This is a genomic window from Paenibacillus cellulositrophicus (assembly GCF_009363095.1).
Taxonomy (GTDB): domain Bacteria; phylum Bacillota; class Bacilli; order Paenibacillales; family Paenibacillaceae; genus Paenibacillus_AQ; species Paenibacillus_AQ favisporus.
This window is the reverse complement of record NZ_CP045295.1, coordinates 1,776,995-1,790,351: the sequence shown is the minus strand read 5'-3', so window position 1 is coordinate 1,790,351 and position 13,357 is coordinate 1,776,995. Positions and strand designations below refer to the sequence as shown.

The window sequence follows — 13,357 nt, the reverse complement described above, 5'->3', positions numbered from 1 at the left end:
GTTAGCATGGACGAGAAGAAGCTAACGTTTATGGATTTCGTATCTTATGTCTCGCGGAACAGCGGGCTATTATGGGAGTATTTCATCCAGCATATTTTGATGGTGGTGATCGGACTGGGGCTTGCGATCGTCATCGGGGTACCGCTCGGTATTTTGTGCTCCAGAAGCCGCTGGGCGGCGAAGGTCATTTTGTTCATCACCAACATTCTGCAGGTTATCCCCAGCCTGGCGATGCTCGTCATCCTGATGCTGTGGCTCGGCCTGGGTATGAAGACGGTGATGGTCGGTTTGTTCCTGTATTCGCTCAACCCGATCGTCCGCAATACGTACGTCGGGCTCAAGCAGGTGGACCCGAGCTACATGGAATCCGGCAGAGGCATCGGCATGAGTCCGTTTCAGCTGCTCTATAAGGTCCGGTTCCCTTTGGCGCTGACCTACCTGATGTCAGGGATCCGCATCGCCGCGGTCATAGCGATCGGTGTCGTGACGATTGCGCCATTGGTCGGCGGCAGCGGTCTGGGAAGGGAAATTTATGCGGGCCTGAACAGCAACAACTCGCTGCGGATTTTTGCCGGGGCCATCCCTGCGGCGCTGCTGGCGATTGTGGCGGACATTGTGCTGGGCTACCTGCAGAAGAAGCTGGACCTGAGCAAACGGAAGTCGTCGGGCGCCGCCCCTGTCCCGCCTAAAATTCAGAAGGTCTGAGGAATGGAAGCAAAAGCAGCTTCGGGAATGTCCCGGGGGTGCTTTTTTTTGCGTTCCGTAACTGTGTGAATAGGCATTGGAGCAGCAAGGACCCTGAAACGCCAATAGCCAAAGCTATGGAATCATATGGTGGAACAGGCTTGTTCTAAAAACGGGACTTTCCCACATAAACTGGTATAAAACAAGCCTCGAAAAGGGGATGAGCACAAGTGGACATGAAATCTTCCATCAAACAGCGGAGAGAAGAACGGATCCGCGATCTGCTGACCAGAGACGATTTGTCAAAAACGATGCCGATCCAGCCGCCCTCGCAGCCTTCACCATTGCCTGTACAGGACGAGCCAAGGCTGTGGAGCCGGGGCAAACTGCCAGAAAGCTACGTGCCCGAGCCCGATCCGGAGAAGCAGTGGAAAAAGGAACGTTATCAGGCCGGCGGCCCCTTCCATAGAAAGCACCACTTTGTTTCCGGCTTCATGTGGCGCCTGTTTTTCAGCGCCATCGTGTTTGCGGGAGTGTGGGGCGTGTTCCACTTTCCGATCAACCAGCCGTGGAGCGGCAAAGTGCAGAGCTTTGTCGTTCAATCGCTGAACCGGGAAATGGATTTTCAGGCTGCAGAAGCCTGGTATGAAACATACTTCGGGAAAGCTCCCTCTTTTATCCCTATTTTCAAACAGGATCCGGTGTCCCCATTGAAAGTCGATGCATCCAAATCGATGGTGCCCCCGATTGAAGGTAAAATCGTACAGGCCTTCGCCGTCAACCTGAAAGGAGTGGAAATTGCTCCGGATGAGGTTTCAAGCACGGCGCTTCAGGTGAAAAGTGTAGAAACGGGACGTGTCATGGAAGTGTCGGATTCGCCGGAAACCGGAGTCTCGGTGACCATCCAGCACTCCGGCGGCCTGGTAGCGACATACAGCCATTTGCAGGAGACGCAGCTGCAGAAGAACGATTGGGTCGAGGCCGGAGACCCGGTCGGGTCGCTCGGACAGGGGAGTGACGGTGAGACGCCGACCCTGTTTTTTGCGGTCAAAGAAGGGGGCCATTATGTGGATCCGGCCGATGTGATCCCGATTGATTAACGTTCGCGGAATGACCCTGTCGCTGCACCCGTTTTTCGTGATCCTGATGCTGTTTTCGGTCGTTACCGGGCATTTCCTCGAGCTAATTACGCTGTTTGTCATCGTATTCATTCATGAGCTTGGACATGCCGGGGCTGCGCTGATGTACGGCGTGCGCATCCGTTCGATTCAGTTCCTCCCGTTCGGCGGGGTGGTGGAAATCGAAGATCAGGGCCGGCTGTCCGCGTGGAAGGAAATCGTCATCGCGGCAGCGGGGCCTTTGCAAAACGGAATGATGATCCTGTTCGCGCTGCTCCTCCGTCTGGCCGGCTGGGGGGATGGCGCCTTTCTGTCTTATGTAATTTATGGCAACGCGATGATTGCATTGTTTAATCTGCTGCCGATTTTACCCCTTGATGGCGGGAAAATATTACAGTCGGCTGCCAGCTTGTTTTTCCCTTATCACCGTACGCTACTGTGGTCCTCGAGGATCAGCGTTGGAGCGAGCGTGATCGTCATTATATGCGCGCTGGCACCGCTTTTTCAAGGGAAGGGCAGCGTTCAGCTCAACCTGCTGCTGATCGGTATATTTCTGCTGTACTCGAACTGGGTCGACTACCGGAACCTGCCTTACCGATTTACAAGATTTCTCATGCACCGTGAATCGATGTACACCCGCTCCAGAGCGGACGGGGAACTCGCGCAGCCCATCGTTGCCGATCCGGCGAAACATTTGGACAGTATCCTGCGTCTATTAAAAAGAGAGAAATACCATCTTATTTATGTGATGAACGAGCGCGGAAAAATCATTGCCGTGCTTCCCGAGCAGCGCATTATTTCTGCTTATTTTGCGACAGATCGTACTTCGTGGATATAAATACGCAAGGAACAACGAACGTAAAAAAGGTGTGAATGCGGGCTGCTCCTAACTCAGGGATGGAGCTAATTTAAAGGAGATTTCATGGTACAATGAAAAAGATATGTCTTCTGGCAGGGGTGAAGCCATGAAACAAATGATCGTTCACATCGAACCGAAGCTGACTCAGATGGCGCTCTTGGAGGAAGGCAAGCTGGTGGAATTCGCTGCCGAGCGGAGCCAGGGGCACAGTCTGGTCGGGAGCTTTTACAAAGGGCGAGTCGTCAACGTATTGCCCGGCATGCAGGCCGCGTTTGTGGATATCGGCCAGAAAAAAAACGCCTTTTTATACGTGGACGACGTACTGCATCCGCATTTGGAGAAGCAGCCGAAGGACAAGCCGAATATCGAATCGCTGCTGCGCGTCGGGCAGGAAATCGTCGTCCAGGTGATGAAGGAGCCGCTTGGCGGCAAAGGCCCGAGGGTGACGACGCACTATTCGCTTCCGGGCAGATGGATCGTGTATATGCCGCATGCGGATTATGTGGCCGTCTCCAAGAAGGTATACCGGGAGCATGACCGGAACCGGCTGAAGGTGCTGGGCGATTCCCTCCGGAGGAGCGGAGAGGGCGTCATCATGCGGACCGTCTCCGAGGATGAGCATCCGGATGCCATCGAAGGGGATTTGAACGCGCTGCGGGAGCGGTGGATAAGCATTCAGGAGAAAGCCGACGCCTGCGCGGCACCGTGCCTGCTGCACCGGGATCTCAGCATCGTGCAGCGGTTTATCCGCGACGTGTTCGATCCGGAGCAGGACGAGCTCTGGATTGACAGCAGGCCGGAAGCGAGAGAAGCCGAGCTGTTTCTGGAGGAGATTGCCCACGGCGGACACCGGCCCGTTCGAATGCACCATGGCCACGAGCACATTTTTAGGGCCCATGGCGTTCAAGAGCAGCTGGAGCGGGATTTTGCGCGCAGGGTGACGCTGGAGAGCGGAGGCACGATCGTGCTGGACCAGACCGAGGCGCTGACGGTGGTCGACGTCAATACGGCGAAATATACCGGCGGCGGCAATTTGGAAGAGACGGTCACGAAGACCAATCTGCAGGCGGCTGAAGAAATCGCCCGGCTGATCCGTCTCCGCGACATCGGCGGCATTATTATTGTCGATTTTATCGATATGGAAGAGGAGAAGAACCGGCAGGAGGTTGTCAACCGGCTTGAGGCGGGCATGAACCGGGACCGGACTAAGAGCCATGTCGTCGGCTGGAGCAAGCTTGGTTTGCTGGAGCTTACGCGGAAGAAAGTAAGAGAGGACACGGCTGTCATGTTTTCCAAATCATGCGAAGTATGCGGCGGGACGGGGAAAATAAACCTTCTGAGCGCGCATTGACTTATGATGGACGGTTATGTTAATATCTATGAGTATGTGTCCAGTATTTATTGCTTGTCACATGCTGTAACCGCTCCGATCGGGTTTACAAGTGCCGCTGTTGAAGACGGCAGGCCACCTGGATTAGGCGAGTCTGAGACATGAGGAGGTGCAAGCAAATGTACGCAATTATCGAGACAGGCGGTAAACAATACAAAGTTCAAGAGGGCGACGTATTGTTCATCGAGAAGCTGAACGCAGCTGATGGCGAAAGTGTAACTTTCGACCGTGTATTGGCCGTATCCGGTGACAACGGTCTGGTGGCAGGAACTCCAGTCGTAGCCGGCGCATCCGTAACCGCTAAAGTTGAGAAGCATGGTAAGGGCCAGAAGGTTGTTGTATACAAATACAAACCTAAGAAGAACTACCACAAGAAGCAAGGTCATCGTCAGCCATACACAAAAGTTACGATCGAGAAGATCCAAGCGTAAGAAGGTGCGCTAATTGATTAACGTACGGATATTACGCCGGGAAGACGGCAAGATTCGTGGCTTTGAAGTGAAGGGGCATGCGAACTACGCGAAGGCCGGAGAAGACATCGTATGCGCCGGAGTATCGGCGGTCACGGTGGGAACGGTCAATTCGGTGGAAGCATTAACCGGAACGGTCATGGACAGCAGAATGAACAATGGTTTTCTGAGCGCGGACGTTCCTTCGATGGAGGAATCAGACGTGCACGAACAGGTTCAGTTGCTGCTGGAATCGATGGTGGTTATGCTGAATTCCATAGCAGAATCATACGGGAAGTATATTCAAATACAAGAAGTACATTACTAACAGAAGGAGGAGACAACATGTTAAAGCTGAATCTTCAATTGTTCGCTTCGAAAAAAGGTGTTGGTTCCACAAAGAACGGACGCGACAGCCAAGCGAAACGTCTCGGCGTTAAGCGTGCTGACGGCCAAACCGTTACTGGCGGAAGCATCTTGGTTCGCCAACGCGGAACGAAAATTCATCCTGGTACGAACGTGGGCATCGGCAAAGACGACACTCTGTTTGCTAAAGTGGACGGCGTTGTGAAATTCGAACGTTGGGGCCGCGACCGCAAGAAAGTGAGCGTTTATCCTGTGGATGTCGCTCCTGTAGCGGCAGCAGTAGAAGCTTAATTGTCTGCGAACGCAGAATGAACAAGAAGCCTCCGGCAATGCTTGCCGGGGGCTCTTTTTGAATTAAAGCATATTCTTGGGAGTCCCCCCTGCAAATCAGCTGAATATGCGTTGGAGCAAAAGCCCCACTTGGTGGGGTTATTTTGTAGGCCGTGTATTATTGATATGAACATAACTGGACAATTATGGTATACTGGGCAATGATGTTAACTATCTCATGTGTGGGACGGGGACGGGGAGTGCTATGAGATTTGGGAAGAGCATAATGGCCGCTGCGGTCATTTCAATCGTGATTCCGTTAGTATTTATATACCGTGGCGGCTCGTGGATTTGGTACATGATCCTTCCGCTGTGGATATTAGCGGTGCTTTTTCTCGGATATGCGCAGATACGCCGGAGTACTTCGCGTCATCATGATGCCGTAGTCCGCAGTCTGGAGCAGACGGCCATCCGGACGCTCAACCATCACCGCCATGACTGGATGAACGATTTGCAAATTTTGTATGGTTATATCAAGCTCGGAAAAAGTGATAAAGCGGTTCAATGTGTGGAAAGAATAAAGGAACAGATGGCTGTCGAAAGCAAAATAGCCAAGCTGGGCATTCCTTCGCTTATTTTCTACCTTCAGTCTTTTCGCAGCACCAGCAGCAATTTGGAGCTGGACGTTCACGTGGATGACCAGATGACGCTGATCAACAACCTCAGCCAGGAAGAAGGGGCCAATCTGGCCTTGGCCGTCATCCAAACGATCCGGGCATATCAATACAGCAGCAAGTCTTCGCGGGGCGAGTCCCGCAAACTGTTTCTGAGCCTTTATGAGGAAGGCTCGGAGCTGATCGTAAGGTTTGAGGAAGAAGGTTCCCTTGGGGACCCGGAACTGCTTCGGCAGCAAATATATAATGTGGTACAAGGCAAGAAAATGAAAGCAGAGCAGATCGATCCGACTCAGGCTTCATTTGAATTGCGCGTGCCGTGTGGAGCATGAGGAAGGTGAAGTCATGTTTGTAGATAAAGCGAAAGTCTATGTCAAAGGCGGCGACGGCGGTGACGGCCTGGTGGCTTTCCGCCGGGAGAAATACGTGCCGGAAGGCGGGCCTGCCGGCGGTGACGGTGGCAGGGGCGGAGATGTCATCTTCCGTGTGGACGAAGGTCTGCGCACGCTGATGGATTTCAGATACCAGCGCCACTTCAAAGCCAAACGCGGCGAGAAGGGCCGCAATAAGAGCCAGCATGGCGCAGGGGCGGAGGACATGATCGTCCGCATTCCGCCGGGTACCGTGCTGATTGACGATGATACGGGCGAAGTCATTGCCGACTTGACGCGTCATGGACAGCAGGTGGTTGTTGCTAAAGGTGGCCGCGGCGGTAGAGGCAACATCCGTTTTGCCACCCCGAACAACCCGGCTCCCGAGCTCGCCGAGCACGGGGAGGAAGGTCAGGAACGGTATGTGGTGATGGAGCTGAAAGTGATGGCCGACGTCGGTCTGGTCGGCTTCCCGAGCGTAGGAAAGTCCACGCTCTTGTCGGTCGTTTCTGGTGCGAGACCGAAAATCGGGGCGTACCACTTTACGACGATTACGCCGAACCTCGGCGTCGTGGAGGTCGCGGAAGGCCGGAGCTTCGTCATGGCTGATCTGCCGGGATTGATCGAGGGTGCTCATGAAGGGGTCGGCCTCGGGCATGAGTTTCTCCGCCACGTGGAACGGACCCGCGTCATTATCCATGTGGTGGATATGGCGGGATCCGAGGGCCGGGATCCATACGAGGACTGGGTCAAAATTAACGACGAGCTGAAGCAGTACAACGCCAACCTGGCTGAGCGGCCGCAGATCGTAGCAGCGAACAAAATGGATATGCCGCAAGCGGAGGACAACCTGGCCGAATTCCGTGAAAAGGTCGCCAAGGACCGACCTGAACTGGAGATCATGCCGATCTCCTCGCTGACCCGGCAGGGCGTTCAGGAGCTGCTCTACCGTGCGGCGGATCTGCTGGACCAGATTCCTGTGGAAGCCGCGCTGGAAGAAGTACCCGAAATCACCGAAAGAAAAGTGTACAAGCTGGATAAGACCGAGGACAACTCGTTCACAATTACGAGAGACAACGAGGCTTATGTGGTCCACAGCGTCAAGATTGAGCGCCTGCTCAAACGCATGCAGATGAACTCGCATGAAGCGATTCTGAAACTTGCGCGGACGATGCGCCATATGGGGATCGACGATGAGCTTCGCAAACGCGGTGCCGTTGAGGGCACCATTGTGAGAATCGGCGATTTTGAATTCGAGTTTGTAGAAGGCAGCAGCTACTATTAAACATACAAGAACCGGACACCGTATATTTCGTATACGGCGTCCGGTTTTTTGTTGCTGCCCCTTTTGTTTCTGACATTTTACGTTACATGGCGGGCATTTTTTTGTATGATGGAGATTAAAAAGGCGTCGGACTATTGACCGTCAGGCAAGGGTTCCTATATAATGTCCACTATATGAATACATCAGTCTTTGAGGAGAGGACGTTCGTGAAAGAACGCTATTATTTGGTCCGGGAAGACATTTTGCCGGAAGCCGTTGTCAAGACGATGCAGGTGAAACAGCTGCTAGCGGCCGGGGACGCGAAGACGGTTCATGAAGCCGTGGAACAAGTCGGGCTGAGCCGCAGCGCTTTTTATAAATACAAAGACGGAATCCACCTGATCAACCAGCTGGAGCGCGAGCGGATCGTGACGATTTCTATCGATATGGAGCACCGGGCGGGCATGCTGTCGAAAGTGCTAAGCACGGTGGCCGGTTATGGCGGAAACGTGCTGACGATCCACCAGAGTATTCCTTTGCAGGGGATGGCGAACGTGGTGATATCCGTCGAGGTGACGCGGCTTGGCGACGAGCTTGGGGACATGCTTGAAGGCATGCGCGACGTAGCGGGAGTCAAGCGGGCGAATTTGATCGGACAGGGGTAAGTCCGTGCCTGGTGTCACAGAAGACAAAGAATGTTATTTGGAGATTCACGGGAGGTATGAGAATGAAGCCGGTTAAAGTTGGATTGTTGGGTCTGGGCACGGTCGGTACGGGGGTCGTCAGGATCGTGGAAGGCCATCAGGAGGATTTGAGCAGCCAGGTGGGCTCTCCGGTCGTCATCGAAAGGATCGCGGTGAAGAACTCCGGGAAAACACGCAGTGTGGCCGTTGATCAAGGCAAATTGACGGAAGATCCGTGGGACGTGATCCGTGACCCGGAAATCGACGTCATCGTCGAAGTGATGGGCGGCATTGATGAGACGAAGTCCTACATTTTGGAGGCGCTGGAGCGCGGCAAACATATCGTCACGGCCAACAAGGACCTGATGGCGCTGCACGGAGCGGAGATTTTGGCCAAGGCTCAGGAGAAGCAGTGTGACGTTTTTTACGAGGCGAGTGTGGCGGGAGGCATTCCGATTATCCGGACGCTGATCGAAGGATTTTCTTCGGACCGTATCTTGAAGATCATGGGGATCGTGAATGGTACCACCAACTATATTTTGAGCAAAATGAGCCTGGAAGGCGCGTCCTATGAGGATGTGCTGGAAGAAGCGCAAAAATTGGGCTATGCCGAAGCCGATCCGACCTCCGATGTCGAAGGCTTGGACGCCGCCCGCAAGATGGCGATTCTGGGCACGCTCGGCTTCCGCTCCAATATCGAGCTGAAGGATGTCAGCGTGCGCGGCATCTCGCAGGTGACCAAGGAAGACATTACGTATGCCAAACGCCTTGGCTACGAAATGAAGCTGCTTGGCATTGCAGATCGGCAGGACGATCATTTCAGCATCAGCGTGCAGCCCACAATGGTTCGCAAAGGGCACCCGATTGCCGCTGTGAACGGCGTCTTCAATGCTGTATACGTGTACGGGGAAGCGGTCGGCGAGACGATGTTCTACGGTGCAGGCGCCGGCGAAATGCCGACGGCTACCTCTGTTGTGGCCGACCTGATGGCCGTCATCAAAAACCTTAGACTGGGCGTCAACGGCCTGAAAGCGATCGTTCCTTACAAGCCGAAGAAGCTGAAGACCGATGAACAGATCAGTTACAAAAACTTTATCCTGCTTCACGTTGACGACAAAGCCGGTGTTCTTGCCAAAATTACGCAGGTGTTCGCCGAATTCGGAGTCAGCCTGGAATCGGTCGTACAGCAGCCGAACGAGCACAATCCCGAAGCGGAGATCATCATCGTGACGCATCAAGCCAACAAAGCGAGTATGGATAAAGTGCTGCAGCATTTTGAAGGGCTGGACGTCATCCGCAGAATCAAGAGCGTATACCGGGTTGAGGGGTAACCCCGCCCATTCAAATAACTACCTCGAATACAGAAAAGGAGTTTTACGATGCCATACCAAGGTTTACTGCAAACGTACAAGGAATATTTACCGGTGAACGACAATACGCCTCTCCTGACGCTGAAGGAAGGCAACACCCCGTTGATCCGTGCCGAAAATTTGTCGGAGGAGCTTGGACTCGATCTTTATTTTAAATATGAAGGGCTGAATCCGACCGGTTCGTTTAAAGACCGCGGCATGGTCATGGCTGTTGCCAAGGCTATGGAGGAAGGCAGCCGTACGATCATGTGTGCCTCCACGGGCAACACCTCGGCTGCAGCGGCGGCCTACGCGGCGCGCGGCGGCTTGAACTGCATCGTTCTCATCCCGAACAACAACATTGCACTCGGCAAGCTGGCACAGGCCATGATTTATGGTGCCAAGGTCATTGCCATTGAAGGCAACTTTGACCGTGCCCTGGAGATCGTGCGCGACATTACGGCCAAGCATCCGATCACGCTCGTAAACTCCGTCAACCCTTTCCGCATTGAAGGGCAAAAGACGGCCGCATTCGAAGTGGTGGACCAGCTGGGCAAAGCGCCGGACGTGCTGGCCATTCCTGTAGGCAACGCAGGCAATATCTCCGCGTACTGGAAGGGCTTCAAGGAATACCACGCAGCCGGCAAAGCCTCCTCGCTGCCGCGCATGGTCGGATTCGAAGCCGAAGGCGCGATGGCCATCGTGAAGGGCGAGCCGATTCTCGAGCCGGAAACGGTAGCAACCGCCATCCGGATCGGCAACCCGGCCAGTTGGAAGACCGCTGTCGCTGCTGCGGAGGAATCCGACGGTCAGATCAATTACGTCACTGACGAAGAGATTCTGAGCGCATACCGCACCATTGCCGCACGTGAGGGCGTCTTTGCCGAGCCGGCTTCCGCCGCATCGGTAGCAGGGGTGTACAAGCTGAAGCGCGAAGGATTTTTCAAAGGTGGAGAGACGGTTGTCTGCGTCCTGACCGGGAACGGACTGAAGGACCCGAACGTAGCGCTGAAAACGGTCAACGCTGAGCCTATCGTCGTTCCGGATACGGAGGAAGCCGTTATGGATGCGATCGCGAAGCTGGAAGAGGAGCGGGTATGATTCAGCCTGACGGGGTACGGGTGAAAATTCCTGCCAGTACCGCGAATCTCGGCCCGGGCTTTGACACGCTGGGTATGGCCTTGTCGCTGTACGCCTGGATCGAGATGAAGGAAGCGGAGCAGACCGTATTTCATTTGTACGGAGACGAAATGCAGGGAATTCCCCGGGATAAAAGCAATCTATTGTATCAAGTTGCGCAGCAGGTGTTCGAGCGGGCGGGAGTTCAAGTCCCCGAACTCGAAATATCCATGTATTCCGACATCCCCTTGACCCGTGGGCTCGGAAGCAGCGCCACGGCGATTGTCGGGGCATTGGCTGCGGCCAACGCACTCATCGGGTCACCGCTGAGCAAAGCGGAGTTGTTTGATATGGCCACAGGGATTGAGGACCATCCCGATAATGTCGGGGCTTCTCTGTATGGCGGCATCATTACGGCGATTTGGGACGGTGTTCATGCCGAATGCATCCGCTTCGATCCGCCTGAAGATATGGAAGTGCTGGTCGTCGTCCCGGATTTTGAGCTGCAGACTTCGGAGGCCAGGAAAGTTTTGCCAGATCATATCAGCCGCAAGGATGCGGTGTATAATGTATGTCGGGCCTCCTTTTTGGTCGGAGCGCTGGCCAGCGGCCGGATGGACCTCATCGGCAATGCGATGTCGGACCGTCTGCATCAGCCGTACCGGGCTCCCCTCATTCCGGGCATGACCCGGATTTTGGAGGAAGCGGGGAATCACGGCGCGCTTGGCGTTGCGCTGAGCGGTGCGGGTCCTACGCTGCTCGCTTTGGTGGACCGCCAACAATCCAGAAAGAACGAACTGGAAGCCTTCCTCCTGAATACGATGAGGGCTGAGGGCATCAACGCATCCGCCAAATGGCTGCTTCCCGACGTGGAAGGAGTCGTTGAGATTTCCGGGATGCCGTCCCGTTCATTTATGGATATGGTAAAGGGGAAGTAAGCGCATGAAACGAATTGCATTATTGCCGGAAGGGTCGGTGTCGCACGAGGCCGTCGCGTATTTGCTCGGGGATGAGCCGGTGGAGCTGGTCTATCATAAGCTGATTTCCGATGTATTTTTGTCGACGGCTCAGGGAAAAACCGATTACAGCGTCATTCCGATCGAGAACACGATTGAGGGCTCGGTAAGCCTGCATATGGACTGGTTGGTGAATGAAGTCGACATTCCGATGCGGGTGGAGTGGGTCTATCCGTCGATCCAGAATTTGATCGGTGACCGCCAGGAGTTTATGTCTGAGGCAGGGGAGATCGATTACAGCCGGATTGAGAAAATTTTGTCTCATCCTGTAGCCACGGCCCAGTGCCAGCAGTTTATACGCCAGCATGCTCCGCAGGCCGAGCTGATCAACGCAGGCAGCACAACCGAAGCCGTAGGCATCGTCAAAGCCAATCCGGGCAAAGGCTGGGCCGCCATCGGCACGACACTCGGAGCGGCTACTCACGGGCTCGACGTGCTGGCCAAACGCATTACCGATCATGACAACAATTTTACCCGGTTCGTACTGATCGGCCATGAGGAGCTTCCGCCGCTCAACCGGTCGGTTGAACAGCAAAAAACGAGCGTGCTGGTGACGCTGCCCGAGGATTTTGCGGGAGCGCTGCATCAGGTGCTTGCAGCCTTTGCTTGGAGGCGTTTGAATTTGTCGCGGATTGAATCCAGACCAACCAAGAAAAAGCTGGGAAGCTATTACTTTTATATCGATGTGCTCGAATCCGTGGACTCGGTGCTGCTGACGGCGGCCTTCGGCGAGATCGAAGCGCTGGGCTGCCAGGTACGCGTGCTGGGATCTTACCCGAGCTTTACTTATCAGGATCAGGAACAAAATTCGGAGGTGCGGTAACAGATGTCAGAACAGTGGATTTACTTGGATGGAGAATTTGTAACGAAAGAAAACGCGAAAGTTTCGGTGTTTGATCACGGCTTCCTGTATGGGGACGGCATATTTGAAGGAATCCGAATCTATGAGGGCAACATTTTCAAATGCAAAGAGCACTTGGACCGCCTGTATGATTCCGCCAAATCGATCGATTTGGTCATCCCGCTGTCCTTCGAGGAAATGCGCGACGCCATGGCGGAAACGATTCGCCGTAATGATATGCGCAACGGGTATATCCGTTTGATCGTCTCGCGCGGTGTGGGGAACCTGGGCCTGGATCCGAGACGCTGCCCGAAGCCAACCGTTCTTATTATTGTGGAGCAGCTGGCGATTTATTCGGAGAAAGCCTATTTGAACGGACTGAGAGCAGTATCGGTATCGCAGCGCCGCAACCTGCCTGATGCACTGAATCCGAAGATTAAGTCCCTGAACTACCTGAACAACATTTTGGTCAAAATCCAGTCGAATTTCGCGGAAGCGGACGAGGCGATCATGCTGAACGCGCAGGGATATGTGACCGAAGGCTCGGGCGACAACATTTTCCTCGTTAAAAACGGTGTCGTCTACACTCCTCCTTGCTACCTTGGAGCGCTGGAAGGCATTACGCGCATGGCGATTATCGAGCTCTGTGAGAAGCTGGGCTACAAGCTGAAGGAAGAACCGTTCAGCATGCACGATGTGTACATTGCCGACGAAGTATTCTTTACCGGAACCGCTGCCGAAGTCATCGCCGCCCGCGAAATCGACGGACGCGTCATCGGACAGGGACAGGCTGGACCGGTCACTTTGCAGCTTCTTGAAGAATTCCGGAAAATCGTTACACAGGACGGCTACAAAGTTTGGGAATCCTGATTCCGACAGCCTTTTTATGACCTGTTTTTCTCTA

General features: G+C 54.2%; 15 protein-coding genes and 1 other annotated feature. All 15 genes read left to right on the top strand.

Annotation, left to right across the window (positions count from 1 at the left end; all coding sequences use genetic code 11):
* Positions 1-6: 6 nt before the first annotated feature.
* Positions 7-705, top strand: coding sequence for an ABC transporter permease (locus tag GCU45_RS08220; RefSeq protein ID WP_076174406.1), 699 nt, complete (start codon positions 7-9; stop codon positions 703-705).
* Positions 706-920: 215 nt separating this feature from the next.
* A complete protein-coding gene (locus tag GCU45_RS08215; protein ID WP_244364600.1) occupies positions 921-1,784 on the top strand; it encodes a M23 family metallopeptidase in 864 nt (287 codons plus the stop codon).
* Complete coding sequence (locus tag GCU45_RS08210) at positions 1,777-2,640, top strand: M50 family metallopeptidase (RefSeq protein WP_145163062.1); 864 nt, start codon at positions 1,777-1,779, stop codon at positions 2,638-2,640. The genes GCU45_RS08215 and GCU45_RS08210 overlap by 8 nt, the downstream gene beginning before the upstream one ends.
* Positions 2,641-2,767: 127 nt before the next feature.
* On the top strand, positions 2,768-4,012 hold the full coding sequence (locus GCU45_RS08205) for an Rne/Rng family ribonuclease (protein ID WP_152398595.1): 1,245 nt from the start codon (positions 2,768-2,770) through the stop codon (positions 4,010-4,012).
* Between the two features lie 58 nt (positions 4,013-4,070).
* Positions 4,071-4,157, top strand: a sequence feature (ribosomal protein L21 leader region).
* A 13-nt stretch (positions 4,158-4,170) separates the two neighbouring features.
* A complete protein-coding gene (rplU, locus tag GCU45_RS08200; RefSeq protein ID WP_076174416.1) occupies positions 4,171-4,482 on the top strand; it encodes a 50S ribosomal protein L21 in 312 nt (103 codons plus the stop codon).
* Positions 4,483-4,495: 13 nt separating this feature from the next.
* Positions 4,496-4,828: a ribosomal-processing cysteine protease Prp gene (locus tag GCU45_RS08195; protein ID WP_152398594.1), complete on the top strand. Its 333-nt coding sequence runs from the start codon at positions 4,496-4,498 to the stop codon at positions 4,826-4,828.
* Between the two features lie 17 nt (positions 4,829-4,845).
* Positions 4,846-5,157 carry a 50S ribosomal protein L27 gene (rpmA, locus tag GCU45_RS08190; RefSeq protein ID WP_076174421.1) on the top strand — a complete coding sequence of 104 codons (312 nt, stop codon included), beginning with the start codon at positions 4,846-4,848 and terminating at the stop codon, positions 5,155-5,157.
* A 244-nt stretch (positions 5,158-5,401) separates the two neighbouring features.
* The gene (locus GCU45_RS08185; RefSeq protein WP_076174423.1) at positions 5,402-6,142 is read left to right on the top strand and encodes a Spo0B domain-containing protein; all 741 of its coding nucleotides are present in this window, start codon (positions 5,402-5,404) and stop codon (positions 6,140-6,142) included.
* A gap of 13 nt (positions 6,143-6,155) precedes the next feature.
* Entirely contained in the window at positions 6,156-7,466 is a 1,311-nt protein-coding gene (obgE, locus tag GCU45_RS08180) for a GTPase ObgE (protein WP_152398593.1), read from the top strand.
* Positions 7,467-7,672: 206 nt separating this feature from the next.
* Positions 7,673-8,110 carry an ACT domain-containing protein gene (locus GCU45_RS08175; protein WP_076174428.1) on the top strand — a complete coding sequence of 146 codons (438 nt, stop codon included), beginning with the start codon at positions 7,673-7,675 and terminating at the stop codon, positions 8,108-8,110.
* Positions 8,111-8,172: 62 nt separating this feature from the next.
* Positions 8,173-9,459, top strand: coding sequence for a homoserine dehydrogenase (locus GCU45_RS08170; protein WP_152398592.1), 1,287 nt, complete (start codon positions 8,173-8,175; stop codon positions 9,457-9,459).
* 48 nt (positions 9,460-9,507) lie between these two features.
* Positions 9,508-10,578, top strand: coding sequence for a threonine synthase (gene thrC / locus GCU45_RS08165; protein ID WP_152398591.1), 1,071 nt, complete (start codon positions 9,508-9,510; stop codon positions 10,576-10,578).
* Positions 10,575-11,534, top strand: coding sequence for a homoserine kinase (thrB, locus tag GCU45_RS08160; RefSeq protein WP_105446179.1), 960 nt, complete (start codon positions 10,575-10,577; stop codon positions 11,532-11,534). Before thrC ends, thrB begins: the two co-directional genes overlap by 4 nt.
* A 4-nt stretch (positions 11,535-11,538) precedes the next feature.
* Positions 11,539-12,435 carry a prephenate dehydratase gene (gene pheA, locus GCU45_RS08155; RefSeq protein WP_152398590.1) on the top strand — a complete coding sequence of 299 codons (897 nt, stop codon included), beginning with the start codon at positions 11,539-11,541 and terminating at the stop codon, positions 12,433-12,435.
* 3 nt (positions 12,436-12,438) lie between these two features.
* On the top strand, positions 12,439-13,323 hold the full coding sequence (gene ilvE, locus GCU45_RS08150; protein ID WP_152398589.1) for a branched-chain-amino-acid transaminase: 885 nt from the start codon (positions 12,439-12,441) through the stop codon (positions 13,321-13,323).
* Positions 13,324-13,357: the final 34 nt, after the last annotated feature.